The organism is Tepidiforma sp., assembly GCF_034433535.1.
Taxonomy (GTDB): domain Bacteria; phylum Chloroflexota; class Dehalococcoidia; order Tepidiformales; family Tepidiformaceae; genus Tepidiforma.
Genome location: NZ_DAOUAO010000187.1, coordinates 29,285 through 47,279 on the forward strand (window position 1 = coordinate 29,285; position 17,995 = coordinate 47,279).

General features: G+C 70.3%; 23 protein-coding genes. 6 read left to right on the forward strand and 17 right to left on the reverse strand.

Annotated elements, in window-relative coordinates:
- Positions 1-9 precede the first annotated feature (9 nt).
- The 4 genes from VAE46_RS09835 to VAE46_RS09850 all read right to left on the reverse strand — a co-directional run bounded on the left by VAE46_RS09835 (position 10) and on the right by VAE46_RS09850 (position 2,900).
- Positions 10-459 carry a hypothetical protein gene (locus VAE46_RS09835; RefSeq protein ID WP_322796759.1) on the reverse strand — a complete coding sequence of 150 codons (450 nt, stop codon included), beginning with the start codon at positions 457-459 and terminating at the stop codon, positions 10-12.
- Positions 456-2,027 carry a signal peptidase I gene (locus VAE46_RS09840; protein ID WP_322796760.1) on the reverse strand — a complete coding sequence of 524 codons (1,572 nt, stop codon included), beginning with the start codon at positions 2,025-2,027 and terminating at the stop codon, positions 456-458. The genes VAE46_RS09835 and VAE46_RS09840 overlap by 4 nt, the downstream gene beginning before the upstream one ends.
- Positions 2,028-2,052: 25 nt before the next feature.
- A complete protein-coding gene (locus VAE46_RS09845) occupies positions 2,053-2,418 on the reverse strand; it encodes a hypothetical protein (protein ID WP_322796761.1) in 366 nt (121 codons plus the stop codon).
- A 101-nt stretch (positions 2,419-2,519) separates the two neighbouring features.
- Positions 2,520-2,900 (reverse strand): hypothetical protein, encoded by a 381-nt coding sequence (locus VAE46_RS09850; protein WP_322796762.1) that lies wholly within the window; start codon positions 2,898-2,900, stop codon positions 2,520-2,522.
- Positions 2,901-3,157: 257 nt separating this feature from the next.
- On the opposite strand from VAE46_RS09850, the gene VAE46_RS09855 reads away from it, so the two are divergent.
- Positions 3,158-3,469 (forward strand): XdhC family protein, encoded by a 312-nt coding sequence (locus tag VAE46_RS09855; RefSeq protein ID WP_322796763.1) that lies wholly within the window; start codon positions 3,158-3,160, stop codon positions 3,467-3,469.
- An 87-nt stretch (positions 3,470-3,556) separates the two neighbouring features.
- The gene (locus tag VAE46_RS09860; protein ID WP_322796764.1) at positions 3,557-3,847 is read left to right on the forward strand and encodes a twin-arginine translocase TatA/TatE family subunit; all 291 of its coding nucleotides are present in this window, start codon (positions 3,557-3,559) and stop codon (positions 3,845-3,847) included.
- Positions 3,848-3,867: 20 nt separating this feature from the next.
- On the opposite strand, the gene VAE46_RS09865 is transcribed toward VAE46_RS09860, so the two are convergent.
- Together VAE46_RS09865 and VAE46_RS09870 are read right to left on the reverse strand one after the other, a co-directional pair.
- The gene (locus tag VAE46_RS09865; RefSeq protein ID WP_322796765.1) at positions 3,868-4,584 is read right to left on the reverse strand and encodes a hypothetical protein; all 717 of its coding nucleotides are present in this window, start codon (positions 4,582-4,584) and stop codon (positions 3,868-3,870) included.
- On the reverse strand, positions 4,581-5,510 hold the full coding sequence (locus VAE46_RS09870; RefSeq protein ID WP_322796766.1) for a DMT family transporter: 930 nt from the start codon (positions 5,508-5,510) through the stop codon (positions 4,581-4,583). The genes VAE46_RS09865 and VAE46_RS09870 overlap by 4 nt, the downstream gene beginning before the upstream one ends.
- 131 nt (positions 5,511-5,641) lie before the next feature.
- Here VAE46_RS09870 and erpA point away from each other — a divergent pair, with 131 nt between their 5' ends.
- Complete coding sequence (gene erpA, locus VAE46_RS09875) at positions 5,642-6,028, forward strand: iron-sulfur cluster insertion protein ErpA (protein ID WP_322796767.1); 387 nt, start codon at positions 5,642-5,644, stop codon at positions 6,026-6,028.
- Between the two features lie 93 nt (positions 6,029-6,121).
- On the opposite strand, the gene VAE46_RS09880 is transcribed toward erpA, so the two are convergent.
- The gene (locus VAE46_RS09880) at positions 6,122-6,775 is read right to left on the reverse strand and encodes a hypothetical protein (RefSeq protein ID WP_322796768.1); all 654 of its coding nucleotides are present in this window, start codon (positions 6,773-6,775) and stop codon (positions 6,122-6,124) included.
- 94 nt (positions 6,776-6,869) lie between these two features.
- Here VAE46_RS09880 and VAE46_RS09885 point away from each other — a divergent pair, with 94 nt between their 5' ends.
- Positions 6,870-7,175, forward strand: a complete 306-nt coding sequence (locus VAE46_RS09885) for a hypothetical protein (RefSeq protein ID WP_322796769.1) — start codon at positions 6,870-6,872, stop codon at positions 7,173-7,175.
- Positions 7,176-7,225: 50 nt separating this feature from the next.
- Complete coding sequence (locus VAE46_RS09890) at positions 7,226-7,756, forward strand: shikimate kinase (RefSeq protein WP_322796770.1); 531 nt, start codon at positions 7,226-7,228, stop codon at positions 7,754-7,756.
- Here VAE46_RS09890 and VAE46_RS09895 read toward each other — a convergent pair.
- The 5 genes from VAE46_RS09895 to VAE46_RS09915 form a co-directional block, all read right to left on the reverse strand.
- Positions 7,743-8,552, reverse strand: coding sequence for an enoyl-CoA hydratase (locus tag VAE46_RS09895; protein WP_322796771.1), 810 nt, complete (start codon positions 8,550-8,552; stop codon positions 7,743-7,745). The two genes, VAE46_RS09890 and VAE46_RS09895, sit on opposite strands and share 14 nt — an antisense overlap.
- A 69-nt stretch (positions 8,553-8,621) precedes the next feature.
- The gene (locus VAE46_RS09900) at positions 8,622-9,485 is read right to left on the reverse strand and encodes a M15 family metallopeptidase (RefSeq protein ID WP_322796772.1); all 864 of its coding nucleotides are present in this window, start codon (positions 9,483-9,485) and stop codon (positions 8,622-8,624) included.
- Positions 9,486-9,527: 42 nt separating this feature from the next.
- Entirely contained in the window at positions 9,528-10,304 is a 777-nt protein-coding gene (locus tag VAE46_RS09905; protein ID WP_322796773.1) for an alpha/beta hydrolase, read from the reverse strand.
- 3 nt (positions 10,305-10,307) lie between these two features.
- Positions 10,308-11,729: an alpha/beta hydrolase gene (locus VAE46_RS09910; RefSeq protein WP_322796774.1), complete on the reverse strand. Its 1,422-nt coding sequence runs from the start codon at positions 11,727-11,729 to the stop codon at positions 10,308-10,310.
- 70 nt (positions 11,730-11,799) lie between these two features.
- Entirely contained in the window at positions 11,800-12,444 is a 645-nt protein-coding gene (locus VAE46_RS09915; RefSeq protein WP_322796775.1) for a transglycosylase SLT domain-containing protein, read from the reverse strand.
- A 92-nt stretch (positions 12,445-12,536) separates the two neighbouring features.
- Between VAE46_RS09915 and VAE46_RS09920 the strand changes: the two genes are divergently transcribed.
- Positions 12,537-13,055, forward strand: coding sequence for a DinB family protein (locus VAE46_RS09920; RefSeq protein ID WP_322796776.1), 519 nt, complete (start codon positions 12,537-12,539; stop codon positions 13,053-13,055).
- A gap of 4 nt (positions 13,056-13,059) precedes the next feature.
- Here the strand turns inward: VAE46_RS09920 and VAE46_RS09925 are convergent, their stop codons facing one another.
- From VAE46_RS09925 to VAE46_RS09945, 5 genes are all read right to left on the reverse strand, one after another.
- Positions 13,060-13,647, reverse strand: coding sequence for a CehA/McbA family metallohydrolase (locus tag VAE46_RS09925; RefSeq protein WP_322796777.1), 588 nt, complete (start codon positions 13,645-13,647; stop codon positions 13,060-13,062).
- Between the two features lie 9 nt (positions 13,648-13,656).
- Positions 13,657-14,556 (reverse strand): LysR family transcriptional regulator, encoded by a 900-nt coding sequence (locus tag VAE46_RS09930; RefSeq protein WP_322796778.1) that lies wholly within the window; start codon positions 14,554-14,556, stop codon positions 13,657-13,659.
- A gap of 105 nt (positions 14,557-14,661) precedes the next feature.
- A complete protein-coding gene (locus VAE46_RS09935) occupies positions 14,662-15,192 on the reverse strand; it encodes a cyclic nucleotide-binding/CBS domain-containing protein (RefSeq protein WP_322796779.1) in 531 nt (176 codons plus the stop codon).
- Between the two features lie 100 nt (positions 15,193-15,292).
- Positions 15,293-16,333 (reverse strand): 2-oxoacid:ferredoxin oxidoreductase subunit beta, encoded by a 1,041-nt coding sequence (locus tag VAE46_RS09940; RefSeq protein WP_322796780.1) that lies wholly within the window; start codon positions 16,331-16,333, stop codon positions 15,293-15,295.
- Positions 16,334-16,335: 2 nt separating this feature from the next.
- On the reverse strand, positions 16,336-17,995 hold a 1,660-nt coding region (locus tag VAE46_RS09945), incomplete at its 5' end, for a 2-oxoacid:acceptor oxidoreductase subunit alpha (protein WP_322796781.1).

The following is a 17,995-nucleotide window of genomic DNA, read 5'->3' on the forward strand; positions in this document are numbered from 1 at the left end:
GCACCCCGGTCAGGGGATGTAGGTCTCACAGCTGCTGACAACCGCCATCGCTGCTGCGCCGCGGTAGCAGGTGTCACTTCCGCCGCCACCCATCAGCCACACGACCAGCACCGGCCCGCCGATGAGCACATCGTTGCCGCCCTGGCCGCGGAGCGTGGTGGTGCCCGAGCCGCCGACGATGCAGTCGCGGCCGCCCCCGCCAGAGAGGGTAGCCGGCGGTCCCGAGGAGCCAAGCACCAGCTCGTTGCCGGCACCCCCGGTGCCCGAGTAGACGACGCTGGAGATGGGCATTCCCGCGCACTCCGGGGGCAGAAGCTGGGCGATAGCCAGCGGCGTGTTCGACAGGCCGATATTGGAAGGTGGCACGGTATTTGCCGCAGCCACCGCCCCAACCGCTGCCAGCAGGACCAGCACGGCAAGCAGTCCGCCGCCGATCCGGACGACACGGCTGAGGCTCATGCCACCCGCTCCGAGCTGTACTCGCCGGGGTCAACGGCAAACCGGTAGATCACGCTACCGCCGTGAACGTAAGAAACGTGGCTGCCCGGGCGGGATTCCTGCAGGATGATGCCCCCAACCCGCTCGGCAAGACGTTCGAGGTCCGCGAAGCTGGCGACATCGATGATCTCGCGGCCATCGGCGGCTACCGGGCCGCGCACGGCCACCGGCACCGGTTCGGCCAGGCCGTCGGCGGGGTCGCGCCAGCCGCGCCGGGCGAGTGCCACCGCGAACGCGCCGGCCAGCAGCACCGCGGTGCCGGCGCCGGCCATGCCAATCACCCGCGCCGCGGGCACCGGCAGGCCGAAGAAGAGCAGCCGCACTGTGTTGGTGCGGGATGCCGGGGCGGTGAGCACGCCCTCACTGCGCGGCTGCAGCACCGTGCGCGCACCGGTCGGCGGGGCATCGAGGCGGAGCTGCACCCGGTCGAGTGCGAGGGGCAGCGCGGCGTCGTCGAAGGTGGCCGAAATCGGCACGCCGCCGACGGTCCCGGAGACGTTCACCTGCGGCCGAATCGTGACGCTATAGCGGTCGTTGCGCACGCCCGACTGCGATTCGAGGAGCTCGATATGCCGCTGGAGTTCGGATAGCTGGAGCCGGCCGCCGGCGGTGAAGCTGGCGCCGGTGAAGGCGGTTTCGGGCGCGAGCTCGATGGTGCGCCGCCAGCCGCTGCTATCGCCGAGTTCAGCCACCAGGTGGTGCGAGCCCGAAAGCTCAGCCGGGCGGTCGGCATCGAACGTGTAGCTGAACGTGAAGGTGACGGCGTCGCTCAGGCGCCGGTAGACCGGTTCGCCCGTGGTGGCCATGCCGGCATCGTAGATGCGGGCGTCGGCGGCTTCCGCTTCGTAGGTGAATTCGCCGCGCTGGGTGAACGGCAGGCTTGCCGGGGCCTGCACCTGCGCGGGGCGGGCGAACGCCACCCAGGCCAGCAGCCCGAAACCACAGCCCGCGGCGAGCAGGATGGCCAGGGTGTCCTGCCAGTTGCGATAGAACGGAGCCATACGTGTCCCCCCGTGATGAGCGGTCCCGCCCCGGCGGCTGGCGCGCGGCTGGCGGGTGCCCCGCCGAGCGCCCCCCGCGCCCGCGCCCAGCCCGGCAATCGCCACGAACAGCACAAGGCCGGCCGCGACCGGCGATTGCAGGCGGGCGAACCAGCGCCCCGCGCCCGGGATGTGGAACCAGAGTTTGCCGACCACCTCATCGGGGGCCGGGTGGTAGGAATCGAGGAAGTCGTTGTTATCGCCCTGGAGCGTGAAGCGCCCGTTCTCTTCGGCCACGATGCGGTGGATGACGTGGCCGATCTCCGGGTGGCGGTAGGTGACCACGTCGCCGACCCGGTAGGTATCCGCCGCGCGCACGACCGCCAGGTCCCCCCGGTGCATCCCGGGCTCCATCGAGTTGCCGTTGACGATGACGTACGAGGTTGCGCCCCCGAGCTGGGTCGGTGCGAAGAGCACCCATGCCGCGGCCACTCCGACCATGAGGAGGGCGGTGGCGATGGCGACGACTGCGCGCTGCGATGCGGACACGGCGACGCCTCCAGCTCCCGGCGTGTTACTGGGCCGCGACCACGCGCAGGCCGGTCACGGAGGCGACCGTTGCGCTGGTGGTGCAGGTGATGCTGGAACCGGTGGTGCAGACGGCTCCCCAGGTCGCGCCGCCGTCGGTGGAGACGCGGACCGTGCCCGTCGGCGGGACCGCCGGCGAAATCGTGAAGGTCACCGACGAGAGCTGCTGCGGGTTGGCGGCGTTCAGGTTGTAGTGGACGTTCGTGATGGTGTAGCCGCTCACCGCCGCCGAGCCGTCGCCCGCGCGGGATGCGGGCACTGTGTTGCTCGCCGCGAACCCGTACGAAGCTGCCGCTACCGCAGCGATGGCCGCTGCGAGGACCAGGCGTCGAACGCGAAACAGGCCGGGCATTGCTTCCTCCCCCGGTGCCCGGCCCGGGGCTCGTGTGCCCCGGGCCTGCGGGCCTCAGTACCCGCGGCGTGACCGGCGCCGCGGGGCTCGTGCGCTTTGGGTTACTGGGCAGCCACCACACGCAGGCTGGTGAAGCCGGCGCCGATGCTCTGCGGCGTCGAGAACGTGCAGGTGATGGTGCCGCCGGTGCCGCAGGTCGCGGGCCAGGTCGCGCCGCCGTCGAAGGAGATTTCGACCGTGCCGCCGGCCGGGACCGCGGGCGAGATATCGAAGACGACCGAATCGGCCGTGGCGGGGTTGGTCGCGTTCAGGTTGTAGTGGATGTTCGAAATGGTGTAGCCCGAAACCGTGCCGGAGCCGTCGCCGGCGTAGCTTGCCGGCACCGTGTTGGTGGCAGCGAAGCCGAGCGCCGAGACGGCGACGATGGAGAAGACGGCCGCAGCGGCCAGGCGCCGCGGGCTCCTCAGGGCGTTGATGATCATGCAGCACTCCTCTGTTGCTGGCGGGGCCTCCCCGCCGTGGTGTTGAGAGCAGGACGCTCCGCAAGTGAGTTCGACCGGGCCGCCGGCCGCTGAAAGATACGGGCAGGTTGATATCCGATTTTGTCTTGTTTGATTTCGCTCATGCGGTATTCAGGGGCGGGAAGACCGGCCGATATGGCATCTGCGGCCGTCATCGGGGAAACCCCTCGGGCATTCGTGCGCTTGCGGGCCCTGCCGCGGCGCGCGAGGATCGGGACATGGACGAATCGCTCTACCAGGAGCTGACGCAGGCTCTCGAGGCGGGGACGCCCGTCGCCCTCGCGACCGTCGTGCGCACCCGCGGCTCCACGCCGCGCAAGGTCGGGGCCAAGATGCTCATCCGCGGGGATGGCAGCTTCACCGGCACCATCGGCGGCGGCTGCGGCGAAGCAGAAGTCTGGCAGGAGGCCATGGCCGCCCTCGAGGACGGCAGGCCGCGCGTGGTGGTGGTCGACCTCACCGAGCCGACGGATGGCGAGGACAAGATCTGCGGCGGCGTGATGGATATCTTCGTCGAGCGGGTCGGGTGAAGACGCCCAAACCTGCGGTGACCGCGACCGTCGCGAGGTGGTAGCATCTGGGCAGGTCCCGGCAGGGGACCGGAGAGAAGGCACGCTATGTTTGGTTCACTCGGGGCGCCCGAACTGCTCATCATCGCCCTCGTCGTCATCCTCATCTTCGGGGTCGGCAAGATCTCGGGCCTTGGCCGCGAGCTGGGCACGTCGATCAAAGAGTTCCGCCGAGCGGTGAAGGATGAGGACGCCGAGGCAGCCCGCCAGCAGCAACAGCAGGCCGCGCCGCCGCCCCAGAACTACCAGCAGTCGGTGCAGGCCCCGCCGCCGCCGCCGGTCGCGGCTCAGCCGCCCGCGCAGCAGAGCGGCGACCAGCAGAAGCCGAACGTGTTCTAAGCGGAGCGCACCAGGACGCGTCACGAAGACCCGGCGGCTGCCGGGTCTTCTTCGTTGCGGAGGATGCCGGCGGCGAACCGGCAGCGGGGGCGGAGTTCGCAGGCGCCGCAGTCCGGGTTGCGGGCCCGGCAAAGGTGCTTGGCGTGCAGCACGATGAGCGCATGGACCCGGCCGAAGGCGCGGGCACGGCCAGCCGACGCGAACTGGCGCTCCAGCTCGCCCCGGAGCCACTGCTGCCACGCGTCGTAGCCGTCGCGGAGGGGTCCCATCCCTAGGCGGCGGAACAGCCGGGCGGTGTAGGCGTCGATCACCAGCGCCTCGTCGCCGGCCGCGTAGCAGACGATGCAGTCGGCGGTCTCCGGGCCGATGCCCCACGTGGCCAGCAGGCGCTCGCGGAGCTCCGGCGCGGGCAGCGCCAGCAGGCGGTCGAAGCCGCCAGCCGCCTCGCAGGTCGCGAGGAACGCGCGGACCTTGCGCGCCTTCTGACGGAACTGCCCCGCCGGCCGCAGTGCGTCTTCGAGCTCAGCCGCCGAGAGCCGCGCCAGCGCCTCGGGGTCGAGCAGCCCGCGGGCGCGGAGCGCGTCGAGCGCGCGCTCGGCGTTGGTCCAGGTGGTGCGCTGGACGAGGATGGCCCCGAGGCAGATCTCGAACGGCGACGCCGGCGGCCACCAGTGCCACGGCCGGTGCCCGTGCATCCGCTCGAGCGCAGCCACCACCCCGGCCACCGTGACGGTCATGGCGCGTTCGCGGGGTGCAACACGGCGGCCGGGCGGCGCCGTTCGGCCAGCACGGTGCGCACGGCGACCGCTCCGATGATGACGGCGCCGCCCAGCACCGCCCACCGCCCCGGCCGCTCGCCGAGGAAGAGCAGCACCCAAACCGGGTTGAGCACCGGCTCGAGCAGGCCGATGAGCGAAGCTTCGAGCGCGCCGACGGTCGCCATGCCGTACCCGAACAGCAGGTAGGCAAGGCCAATCTGGACCACGCCGAGGAAGACGAGCCCCGCAAGGTCGCGCAGGGACGGCGCGAACAGGCCCGGCTCGGCGCGGGCGGCGTTGACGATCGCCAGCGCGGCCACCAGCAGCAGGTTGCCGAGCAGCATCCCGGCGGGCCGCGTTTCCGCGGAGCAGCCGGGCGCCCGCAGCAGCAGGAACATGGCGGCGAGCGTCACGCCGGAGGCAAGGGCGAGGGCGTTGCCCGCCAGCGCGTCGCCTTCGAGCCGGCCGACGAAGAAGAGGCCCATGCCGGCGAAGGCGACCGCCACCGTGGCGAGGTCGAGCCGGGTCGTTGGCTCCTTGAGGAAGATCGGGCCGGCGAAGAGCAGGTACACCGGCGCGGTGTACTGCAGGAAGATGGCGTTGGCGGCGGTCGTGAGCTTCGTGGCGGCGACGAACATGACGAGCGTGAGGGCGTAGGCGACGGCGATGCCCCAGGTGAGGCGGGGGGTGCGCCAGGGCATCTCAAGCCGGGGCCGCACCAGCACGGCGATGGTGAGCGCCGCAAACAGCGAGCGCCACATGGTGACGCCGGGGGCATCCAGCGAGACCCACTTGATGAAGAGGCCCCCGGTGCTCCAGAGGACCGCGGCCCCAAGGATGGCGGCCAGCCCCCGCTGGTGCGGCGTGAGGGCTGCGGCCCGGCCGCGCGCCGCAGAGAACTCCATAGCGGAAGTGTGGAGCCCGGCCGGCCGCCGTGCAAAACAGAGCGTGGACGCGCCCCCGGTGAGTAGCTATGATCTTGATAGCGCAGTGCGGAGCCCGAGGCTTCCCTGCCACCAAGATGGAGGTCCCGCCCATGTCCGTCGAACCCGGCGCGTCGGTTGCGCTCGTCAACATCACCGAAAAGGCCGCAGAAAAGGCGAAGGCGCTGCTCGAAGCCCGCGAACTGCCGAACGGCGCGCTCCGCGTCTTCGTGGCCGGCGGCGGCTGCTCCGGCTACCAGTACGGGATGGCGCTCGCCCGCTCCTCTGAAGAGGACGACATCGTCATCGAGCAGTTCGGCGTCCGCATCCTCGTCGACCCCGAGAGCGCGCAGTACCTGCAGGGCGCCGAAATCGATTATGTCGACGACATCATGAAGAGCGGCTTCAGCATCTACAACCCGAACGCCGTCAAGAGCTGCGCCTGCGGCTCCAGCTTCCAGACCGCCGACGGCAGCGGCCAGCCGCGCGCCTGCTGCTAGGCCGTCGCACCTACCGCCGAGAGCACGGGGGGAGGCCGTTTGGCCTCCCCTTCGCCGTGCCCGGCCGGCTTGCCGCATCCCCGCCGCAGGCCGCTACATCAGGTTGCGCATCAGGTGCGTTTCGCTGGTGAGGAAGACCATCGAGGCGCGAGTGGCTGCCCGCAGCCGGGCAAACTCCGCATCGGTGACGGCCATCTCGTCGAACTTCTCGAGCTCAGCCAGCGAATCGAACTCCGCCACGATGGAGACGCCGCTCGTGTGGCCCGTCATCGCGCTCCAGACGCTGGTGGTCGCATCGATGCCGCGCTGCTTCTGGTATTCGAGCGCCGTCGAGACGGAGAGCACGAACTCGCGGTGGTGCCCGGGCTGGACCTCGCCGGTGAGCACGCGCATGAACTTGCGCGGCGCCGTGGCATCCTCCGAGGTCATCAGCCCTTCGGAGTGGTAGGCGAGACGGTGGATGGAGACCTTCGCGTCGTCGTAGACCATGTGGGTGCGCACGGCCCGGCGGATCTGGGCGAAGCGGGCGTCCTCGGTCGCCATGTCGGTCCAGCGCTCCAGGTCCTCGAGCGTGTTGAAGTCGGCGGCGATGAGCACCGCGTTGTTGCGCCCGGTCATCGCGCCCCAGATGGCCGTCCGCGCGCGGACCCCGCGTTCGAGCTGGTACTCGTTGGCGATGCGCATCGCCTCGAGGAATTCGCGCGTCTTGCCCTGGGCGACGATGCCCGAGAGGATGCGTCGATACATGCGTCCCTCCGCCCGGCGGGCTCGCGGCCCGTCGGCTGGCAAAGTCTAACAAACGCCCGGCCTATGACGGGCCGCCGACCGCTATAATCTGGCCGTGCCGCTCTACGTCGCGTTCTTTACGTTCAAGCCCGGCACGAACCTGCTGAAGGGCATGGAAGCCTTCGAGCGGCGGAAGACGTTCCAGCACCCGCGGCAGGCCAACGTGCTCGGCGAGTACTGGGTCAACGCCCCGGAGGGCCAGCCGCAGGTGGTGCTCATCTGGGAAGCCGAGGACGAGGGCCCGGGCGACTACTACGAGGCCGCCTGGGGGGACCTCTTCGACATCACCATCGCGCAGGCCACCCGCCCGGTGAGCGAAATCCCGGCCGACCTGCCCGAATCGCTCCGCCAGCGCCTGTGAGCGGCCCGGGTCCCGGGCCCGGCCGGCCGCCGCCCGTGGGCCGGCGGATCGTGGTCGTCGGGCCGAGCTGCGCGGGCAAGTCGACCCTCGGCGCGGAGCTCGCCCGCCGCCTGAATGTGCCCTTCATCGAACTGGATGCGCTCTTCTGGCGGCCCGGCTGGCAGCGCCCGCCCGACGACGAGTTCTGTCGGCTGCTGGTGGGGGCGCACAGCGGGGAGGCGTGGGTGAGCGCGGGCAACTACCTCCGCCAGGCCCGGCAGGTCACCTGGCCCGCGGCGGATACCCTGGTCTGGCTCGATGTGCCGCTGCCGGTGACGACCTGGCGCGTTCTCCGCCGGTCGTGGCGGCGCTGGCGCAGCCGCGAGCTGCTCTGGGGCACCTGCCGGGAGAGCTTCTGGCGGCAGCTCTGCCTGTGGAGCCAGCACCGCTCGCTCATCACCTATAACATGGTGCGGCACCGGGCGAACCGGCGGGTCTTCGAACGCGCCTTCGACGAATGGCAGTCCGCAGGCAGGCGCTGCCTGCGGCTGCGTTCGTCACGGGATATCGCGCGGCTGCTGGCCGCGATCAGCGCCCCTTGAAGACCGGTTCGCGGCGCTCGGCGAAGGCGGCGAGCCCTTCCTTGAAGTCCTCGCTCTGGAAGAGCGGCAGCAGCTGCAGGTAGATGTGGTCGACCGCGGCCTCGAAGGTCTCTTCCATGCCGAGGCGCATCATCCGCTTCGTCGCCTGGACGCTGAGCGGGGCGTTATTGGCGATCTTCGTGGCCCACGCGCGGGCTTCGGTCATCAGCTGGTCGTGGGGGACGACCCGGTTGACCAGGCCGAGCTCGAGCGAGCGCTGGGCATCGAGCACATCGCCGAGGAACGCGACCTCGGCCGCCTTCGCCCAGCCGAGCAGGCGCGGCAGATACCAGCAGCCGCCGCTCTCCGGCAGCACGCCGCGCTTGGCGAACACGGCGCCCATCTTGGCGTGCTCGCTGGCGATGCGGATGTCGCAGCCGAGCGCGAGGTCCATGCCGTAGCCGGCGGCGGCCCCGTTGAGGGCGCAGATCATCGGCTTATCCATGCGGTTGATGACGATCGGCGGCGAATTGTGGAGGTCGAACAGCTGGTAGCCGCGGCGGCCGGGTTGGACGGCGCCATCGCCGCCGGCGGCCTGGTCCTTGAGGTCGAGGCCGGCGCAGAAGCCGCGCCCGGCGCCGGTGAGGATGACGCAGCGCACCTCGGGATCGATGTTGGCTTCCTGCAGCGTTTTCGACAGTGCGCTGAGCATGGGGCCGCTGATGGCGTTCAGGCGGTCGGGCCGGTTGAGGGTGATCGTCAGGATGTGGTCGGAGAATTCGACGAGCAGCTCGGGCGTGGGGGAAGGCGAGACCATGGAAACTCCTGCAGGGGCTTGAAATGGTTGCCGCCGGAGTGTTGCACCCCTGCGGGCGGGCGGCAAGCGTCAGCGCTGGAGCAGGTACTCGCGCAGGGTGAGCCCGCTGCGGTGGACCGCCTCGGCCACGTCCCGGCCGACGTAGCGCACGTGCCAGGGCTCGTAGGCGTAGCCGGTGATGTGCTCCTTGCCATCCGGGTAGCTGACCACGAAGCCGAACTTCCAGGCGTTCTCCGCCAGCCAATCCGCCTCCGGGGTGCCGGCGAAGTCCTCGAGGAAGAGCCCGCGGGCGCCGACATCGGCGGCAGTGCCGAGCTGGTGTTCCGAGTGGCCCGGGCGGGCGCTGGTGCGGTCGGCGTAGGCCTGGCCGTTGACCTGTACCCAGTAGTTGTAGGTCGCGGCCTGGGTTTCGTAGCTGCGGTAGGCGCTGTTGACGCGGAGTTCGAAGCCGTCCTCGCGGGCGGCATCGAACATCGCCAGCAGGGCATCGGCGGCCTCGCGGCGGAGGTACTGGGCGCCACCGGCGCTGGCCGAGGCCGGCAGTTGCACGAGGTCGGGGGGGACGCAATCGGCCGGCAGCCGGTGAACCTTGTCGACGGGGGCCAGGATATCGCCACAGGTCACCACCACGGTGCCATCGGGCCCGGCCGTCGGGGTGGCCGTGGGCGGCGGGGCAGTGGGACTGGGTTCGCCGGCGGGGGTTGTCGCGGTTGCGGTCTCGGCCGGGGTGCCCTGGCCGTCGGGCGCGCCCCCGGGATTCGGCCCCGGCGAGCGGGCGGAATCCGCAGCCACGGCGACAAAGACCACGACCGCGAGGACGAGCGTGATCAGCGCAGCGGCGAACCGCGGCGCCCAGGCCGAGCCCCCGCGCTTTGCGCCCACCGTTTCGCGCCTGCGGGTGGGAGCTGCGCGGCGGGTCCGGGAATCGGCCATGCTGCTACCTTACCGCCGCGCGCCGGTTGGGCCTACCACCCGTTAGCGCGCGGCGAGGCGCGGGTCGTTGGCCACGTCGTCGAGAAACGAGCGGATGAGGGCATTCGTGAGGTCGGGGCGTTCGAGCTGGAAGAAGTGCCCGGCGCCGGCGACCGGCTCCTGGCGGGCGAAACGCGTGACCGAGCGCAGCCAGGCCGGGTGGCCGAGCGGGCGTTCGGCCCAGATTGCCATGAAGGGCTTCGAATCGGCGAGCCGCACGAGCGCTTCCATTCGCGTGAACACTTCGTCGGCATCCTCGAGCATGCCGGCCGCGATATCGGGCGGGCAGCTCAGCATTACGCCGCGCACGTACTGGCGCACGGGCTCCGGGGTCCCTTCGACGAAGAACGATTCGACCATCGGCCCCAGGCCGGCCGCGGTGCCCTGCTCGCGGATGCGCGCCGGGAGCTGGCTGCTCCCCGGCTTCCATTCGCCGTAGATGGGCGAATCGCCGGCGACCACCCCCATGACTCGCTCCGGGACGAGCTCATTCAGCAGCAGGGCGATCACCCCGCCGAGGCTGTGCCCGATGACGACCACCCGCTCCAGCCCGAGGTCATCGAGGAGGGCGGCAAGGTCGGCTGCAGCAGTGGCCATGCCGTAGGGCGGCGTCGCCGGCGTCTCGCCGCGGCCGCGCAGGTCGACGCTGATGCAGCGGTGGTCGCGGGAGAGATCGGCGAGCTGCGGCTCCCAGGCGCGCCGGTCGCAGGCGAGGCCGTGGACGAAGAGCAGCGGCGGGCCGCCGCTCCCGGTATCGGTGTAGCGAAGCGGGCTGCCCACCGGCTATCCCCGGAGCGCGGCCAGCAGTCCGGAGCGCCGCCGCTTGCGCCGACCGGGCAGGAGCGACCGGAGCGCGGCATCGAGTCCCGTGCGCGGGAGGCTCTTCCGGCGGCGGGCCCGCGATTCGACCAGGTGGGCCGTCTCCCGGACGAGCGCCGGGGCCTGCTTCCCGGTCTGGCCGAGCGCGGCGAGCACATCGGCGGCCGCCGCGCGGGCTGCGGAGAGGTCCACCTCATCGAGTCGGCGGCGGGCACGCTTCGCGCTGTTCGCGCTCACCTCAGCGAGCCGGGCAAGCGCCTCAGCGGCCCGTTCGCGAGCGAGATCCAGGTCGACCGCCTGCGGCAGGACGGGCGCCTGGCGGGCGGCCTCGAGCGCCCTGCGGGGCCCGGACGACCGCCGGCGGCGCCGCGCCGACTCCTTTCGGACGAGGTAGCCGATCCCCGCGACCGCCAGGACCGCGGCGGCGCCCGCCAGCGCCAGCGCGGCGAGGCCGGGCCCGCGGCGCGCCCCGCGTACATGCTGCTCCGCAAGCTGGTCCAGCGGCGGGGAACTGGCCTGAGGCGGCGGGAACTGCCCGGATTCGACCTCCGCGAGGAAGGTCGCGACCGCCTCGGTGAAGGCATCGGGATTGTCGCCGGGGACGCTGTGGCCGGCGCCGGGGATGGTCACCAGCCGGGCCGCCGGCATCTCCTGCACGCAGCGCTCGGCAACCTCGCGCGAGAGGACGTCGCTCTCGGCGCCGCGCACCAGCAGGGTGGGGATGGTGATGTTGCGGAACTGCTGCCAGAGCTCATCGGTCGAGAGCTGCGAGCCGACGATGAGGCCGCTCTCGGGCTGGCGGAAGCGCCGGTCGAACTTCCAGGTCCACTTGCCGCCCTCGGTCGGCTTGAGGCGGTGGCGCATCCGCTCGCGGATGTTTTCGAGGGTTCGCCGCGGGTTGAAGCGGTGGGCCAGCTGCACGAACTCCTCGAATTCGAGCTCATCGGGCCCGCGGGTGAAGCGCACGATATTGTCGACGCCCTCCTTCGCCGCCTCGGGGCCAACATCGACCAGCACGAGGGCGGTGGCATGGCCGGGGTAGCGGTTCACGTAGGCGACCGCGTTCAGCCCGCCCATGCTGTGGCCTATGAGGATGAACCGCTCCAGCCCGAGCGCCTTGCGGAAACCCTCGAGGTCTTCCACAAAGGCGTCCCGCGAGTAGTCGCCTTCCTCGGACCAGTCGCTGTCGCCGTGGCCGCGCTGGTCGAGCGCGAGGAGGCGATAGCGGTCCTGCATGCGCTCGGCGAACTCGTCGAACATGTGCCCGGAAACGCCGAAGCCGTGGAGCATCACGATCGGCGGGGCGGAGGGGCTGCCCCACTCCTGGTAGGCGAGCTTGAGCCCATTGACCGTGACCGAACGCTCGATGTAGCCGGCAGTAACCATAGGGACCTCCGTCCGGGGCGCGATAGCACGCCTCGCGTTCGATGATACCACCGGGGCGGAGCGGGTCGGCTCAGGAAAGCGGAGGGAGCCCCTGGCGAGCGAGCAGTTCGTTGTAGGTCCGCACGAGCGCATCGCCCTGGTGCGCGAAGCCGCCGCCGGGGTTGAAGGTGTCATCGTAGGCGGCGCGGACCGCGTACTCGCCGGTGTAGCCCGCGCGCGTGACCGCCTGCCAGGAGGCGGCCAGCCCGCGGGCCGCCCGGTCAGCGTTGGCCTCGGGGTCGAAGCGGAGGTCGCCCATGCCGGCGCCATAGCCCTGGTCGTGCAGCTGGAAGAGCCCCACCGAGTGGCCGTTGTCGCCGATCGCGTCGGGGCGTCCGCCGCTCTCGATAAGCATCACCGCCTTGAGGAAGAGCGGAGGCACGTTGTACTTCTGGCCGAGCCGGTTGAGCAGGGCATCCCAGCGGTCCTGGTCGGCCGCGGATTCCCGCGCCGCGATGGGCGTATGCGCGAGAGACGGGTCGGCGCGGCCGGCGGCGGCAGGAGCAGTGCCGCCGCCCGGGGCGCGCCGGCCCGCGGTCGGAGGGGGCGGAGCCGGGGCGGGAGCAGCCGGCAGGATGAAGGTCGCGCCACGGATAGCTTTCGCGTGCTGCCCTGCTTCGGAGAGCGGGACGTGCAGCGGCGAAGGCACGCCCCCGGAGGCCGGGTCGATCGCCATACCCCCATGCTAGTACCCTGAAGACAGGGCGAGGCCGCGGGCATTCCCCGATTCCGCCGACCCGCAACCCCGAGACGCAGGAGGTGGCGCCCATGGAACGGCGCATCCCGGACCCCACGCTAATGGCGCGGCTCCAGCTGAGCGTGAAGGGGGTCGACTGGGCCGCGGGGCTCGTTCGCCGCTGGCAGTTCGAGGTCCCGCCCTCCGGCGGCTGGACGCCGCACCAGCACGTCGCCCACCTCCTGGCCACCGAGACCAACGTGTTCCATGCCCGCATCCCGCGGATGCTGAACGAAGACCGCCCCCGGTTCGAAAGCTGGGACCAGGACGCCTACATGGCCAACGATTACCGCCCGGAAGGCGATATCGAGGCGCTTGCCGAGGCCTTCATGAAGGCGCGCGAGCAGACGGTGGAGTTCTTCAAGCCGCTCACGCCCGAGCAGTGGGCCCGGACCGCCATCTGGCCGAACGGCGCCGAGGTCGATGTCGCCTGGGTGGCCGAGCGCGCCCTGGCGCACGCCCTCGAGCACTTCGTCGCGCTCCTGAACCTGCACCAGGAGTTCGACCGCCGCCACGCCCTGGCGTGGATGGGCCAGCCGGTCGAAGGCTGATGGGCTACTCCAGCAGCACCGCTTCGTAGGCGCCGGAGCGGAGCGCCTCGAGCAGCTCCGCGTCGCTTCGGACGGCTGCCGCGAAGCGGGTTGCCGCCCGCCCGACTTCCCCTTCCTGGTGGGCGTCCGAGCCGCCGATGCCCGGCAGGCGAAAGCCCCGCGCAAGCCCCGAGGCAGCGATGTTCTGCAGGCGCGAATCGGAGCCGTTGAGCGCCTCCACTGAAGCGAAGTACTCGATCGTCTCGCGCGTCACCCGGAGGAGCCCGTCGCGGGCGGGGTGGGCGAGGAAGAGCAGGGCGCCCCGCCGGGCCGCGGCCTCCGCGACCTTCGCTGCCTCCGCCGAGAAGTCCCCGGGCTCGAGCCCGAAGGCCAGGACGTGCCCGAGGTCGGTGGTGAGTTCGACCGCGTGGAACACGGCGATGGGGGCGGCTTCCCGCAGGGCCGCGAGGTCGGCGGGGTCCCAGGCGCAGTCGTGCTCGGTGAGGCAGACGCCGTCGAGCCCGCGGGCCGCGGCCAGCTCGAGGAGCCGCCCCGGCGCGAGCGCGCTGCACGCTGAGCGTGGGGCGGTGTGGCAGTGGAGGTCGATCAGCACCGGGGGGTCCTAGCGTGGCAGGCGGACGCCATAGATTTCGCCGAGCAGGTCGAGGAAGCCGGCCATCGGGCCGGACTGGGGCTTGTTGCGGCGGTACATCACGGCGATGTCGCGCTGGACCGGCTCGGCCGCTTCGATGTGGACCTTGTGCAGCGTGCCCAGCCGGATCTCCCGCTCCACCGAGACCTCGGGCAAGAGGGCGATGCCGAGGTTCGCCTCGACCATCTTCTTGGTGGCCTCGATCGAGTCGAGCTGCATCTGCTGGTGGGGCACCACGCCGAGGTCGCGGAAGAGGCCCATGATCATGCCGTAGTAGCCGGAATCGCGGTCGAAAAGGATGAGCGAATCCTCGGCGAGGTCTTCGACGCGGACCGAGCCCCGCTTGGCGTAGCGGTGTTGGGCTGAGACCACCAGCACCAGCTCGTCGCGGTAGAGCACGACGGTGCGGACATCCGGGTGGTTGATGGGGCGGCCGAGGCCGATCTGCACATCGTCATCGAGGACGAGCTGGAGCACCTCATCGCTGTGGCCCGTTCGAACGAGCACATCGACGCCGGGGTGGGTATCGCAGAACACCTTGAGCAGCCGGGGAAGGACATACGTCCCGACCGCCGGGGCCGTGCCGATCATGAGCCGGCCGGCGGTGCCGTCGCGCGTGCCCTCGAGGATCATCAGGCCGTCGTTGAGGGTGCGCATGACCCGCTGGGCATAGGGGAGGAAGGAGCGGCCGGCATCGGTGAGCTTCACGCCGCGGCCCATGCGCTCGAAGAGCGGCTGGCCGACTTCGCGTTCGAGGGCCTGGATGCGGTTGCTGAGCGAGGGCTGGGCGACGTTCAGGATCTCGGCGGCGCGGCTGAAGCTGCCGCAATCGGCGGCGGCGATGAAGGCTTCGAGCTGTGCCAGCTCCATAATGGCTGCTTCCCCAGCGATAGGGTCAGACTATGGAACGAGCATACGCCGGCGCGAGCCATAGGCCAAGGGCATAGGTCGATTCCCCCAGGCAATTCCACCGGCTCAGTCGAAGTAGCGGCCCATCACCCAGTTGAGGACATCGCGGCCGGTCAGCATCCCGATCAGCTCGCCATCGCGGACGACCGGGATGTGGCGGAACCCCCCGACGCCCATCTTGTTGAGCGCGGCGGCCACCATGTCATCCTCGCGCAGGACGACCGGGTCGGGCGTCATGACTGCCGCGACGGGCTGGTCGAGCGCTCCGGGCACAGCGGCGACCCGGCGCAGCACATCGCGGTCGGAGAAGATGCCGACCGCCTTGCCGGCTTCGACCACCACCACCGCGCCGACGTGGTCGCGGCGCATGAGGTCGATGGCCTCGCGGATGGCGGCCTGCGGCGCCACCTTCGCCGCCCTGGAGAGGCGCAGCGCGCTGATCGGCAGCGCCAGGTCTGATTCCTTGAGCACCTGGGCCGCCTCGGGGATATCGATGCTGGTGAGGTCCATCAGGCAGCGTTCGCAGCTGTCGCTGCCTTCGATGTTGGCCGCGCCGCAGCTCGGGCAGACGACCACGTTGGCCGGTTCGGGCGTCACATTCGACCTCCTGCACTCCTGGTCCGGCGTGGAACGGCATCGGGGCCTCCAGCTGGAGACCCCGACGATAGCAGAACTGTACGAACGATGGGACGCCGCGTTATTCGACCACCCAGGTTTCGCCGGCCCGGAGGGCATCCTCGAGCGAGCCGCGGCCCTTGGCCATGGCCTCTTCCACCTGCTGCTGGACGAGCCCATCGAAGGTGGGGCTGTCGATATCCCGGAAGACGCCGACGGGCACCGGGAAGTCGGGGTAATCCATGCCCACGAGGATGTTGGCGAGGGTGATGTTCTCGGCGTGCGCATCGTGGACGAGCAGGCCCTCGTCGCTCTCGGCGTTTTCCACGATTTCCGGGGTGAACCCGTTCAGGCGGATGCCGTGCTCATTCTGCTTGCCGAAGCGCAGCGGCTTGCCGTGCTCGAGGTAGACCATCCGCTCGGCGCGGACCTCCTTCTCGGCGAAGGCCGCGAAGGCGCCATCGTTGAAGATGTTGCAGTTCTGGTACACCTCCACGAAGGAGATGCCCTTGTGCTTCGCCGCGAGGTAGAGCATCTCCTCGAGGTGCTTCGTGTCGCGGTCGACCGAGCGGGCCACGAAGGTCGCGCCGGCGGCGAGGGCGATGCGGATCGGGTTCAGCGGCCGCTCGGTGGTGCCGTAGGGCGAGGACTTGGTGATCTTGCCGAACTCGGAGGTGGGCGAGTACTGGCCCTTGGTGAGGCCGTAGATGCGGTTGTTGAAGAGCACCACCGTGAGGTCGACGTTGCGGCGCATGGCGTGGAGGAGGTGGTTCCCGCCGATGCTCAGCCCGTCGCCGTCGCCGGTGATGACGAAGACCTTGAGCTCGGGGCGGGCCGTCTTGAGGCCGGTCGCGATGGTGAGGGCGCGGCCGTGGATGGTGTGGAAGCCGTAGGTGTTGACGTAGTAGGGGAAGCGGCTGGAGCAGCCGATGCCGCTGATGAAGACGATGTTCTCGCGCGGGATGTGGAGCTCCGGCAGCATCTTCTGCATCTGCGCGAGGATGGAGTAGTCGCCGCAGCCGGGGCACCAGCGCACTTCCTGGTCGGAGACGAAGTCCTTCCGGGTGAGCACCGGGAGGTCGGGCGAGATGATGCCGTCATTGGGGGCGGTTGGTGCGGTCATGGTCAGCCTCCACTCACACCGGCGCTGCGGGTGAACTCGAGCACGTATTCGTCGCGAAGCCCGAGGACTTCGTCGATTTTGCCTTCGATCTCGGCGATCTTGAACGGCTGGCCGGAGATCTTGTTGAAGCTCACGGCATCCACCAGGTAGCGCCCGCGGATGAGGAGGGCGAGCTGGCCGGTGTTGAGCTCGGGGATGAGCACCTTGCGGTAGCGCTTGAGCACCTCGCCGAGGTTCGCCGGGAAGGGGTTGAGGTAGCGCAGGTGGGCGTTGGCGACGCTCAGGCCGCGCTTGCGGGCGTTCTCGGAGGCGCTGGCGATGGCGCCGAAGGTGCCGCCCCAGCCAAGGACGAGGAGATCGCCCTCCTCGGGGCCGGTCACGGTGAGCGGCGGGATCTCCTGCTGGATGCGGTCGACCTTCGCCTTGCGGGCGAGGGTCATCTCGTGGTGGTTGCGCGGGTCGTAGCTGATGTCGCCGGTCTCGCCGGACTTTTCGAGGCCGCCGATGCGGTGTTCGAGGCCCTTCTGGCCCGGGATCGCCCACGGGCGGGCGAGCGTGTTGGGGTCGCGCTGGTAGGGGTTGAACTTGCCGGGCTGTGGCTCGGCGTAGCGGTATTCGATCTTCGGCAGCTCATCGAGGCTAGGGATGCGCCACGGCTCGGAGCCGTTGCCGAGGTAGCCATCGCTCAGGAAGACGACCGGCACCATGTACTTGAGGGCGATGCGGAACGCCTCGATGGCCATGAAGAAGCAATCGGAGGGGGTGCACGGCGCGACGATGGCGACGTAGCTATCGCCGTTGCGCCCGAACATCGCCTGCAGGAGGTCGGCCTGTTCGGTCTTGGTGGGCATGCCGGTGGAGGGGCCGGCGCGCTGGACATCGATAACGACGATCGGCAGCTCGGTCATCACGGCGAGGTTGAGCGCCTCGCTCTTGAGGGCGAGGCCCGGGCCGCTGGTGCCGGTGAGCCCGAGGTGGCCGCCGTAGGCCGCGCCGATGGCCGCCCCGATGGCGGCGATTTCGTCCTCGGCCTGGAAGGTCTTGACGCCGAAGTGCTTGAGCTTGGAGAGCTCGTGCAGGATGTCGCTCGCCGGGGTGATGGGATAGCTGCCGTAGAACAGCGGCAGGCCGCTCAGGACCGAGGCGGCGACGAACCCGAGCGCGGTGGCTTCGTTACCGCTGATGTGGCGGTAGGTGCCGGGCGCGACTTTGGCCGGGGGCACGCGGTACTGCACCCGGAAGAGCTCGGTGGTCTCGCCGAAGTTGTAACCGGCGCGGAGGGCGCGCAGGTTCGCCTCGAGGATATCCGGGCGGCGCCTGAACTGCTGGGTGGCCCATTTGATGGTGGTATCGAGGGTGCGGCCATAGAGCCAGAGCACCAGCCCGAGGGCGTAGAAGTTGCGGGAGCGGAACTTGTCCTTGGCGCTGAGCGGCAACCCCTCGAGGGCCAACTCATTCTGGCGGGTGATGGAGATCGGGACGACCTGGTAGCCATTGAGCGAGCCATCCTCGAGGGGGTTGCTGTCGTAGGCCGCCTTCTTGAGGTTGGTGGGCTCGAACTCGTCCTTATCGACGATGAGCAGACCGCCCGGCTTCAGGTCGCCAAGGTTCGTCTTGAGGGCGGCCGGGTTCATGGCCACGAGCACGTCGGGGCGGTCGCCA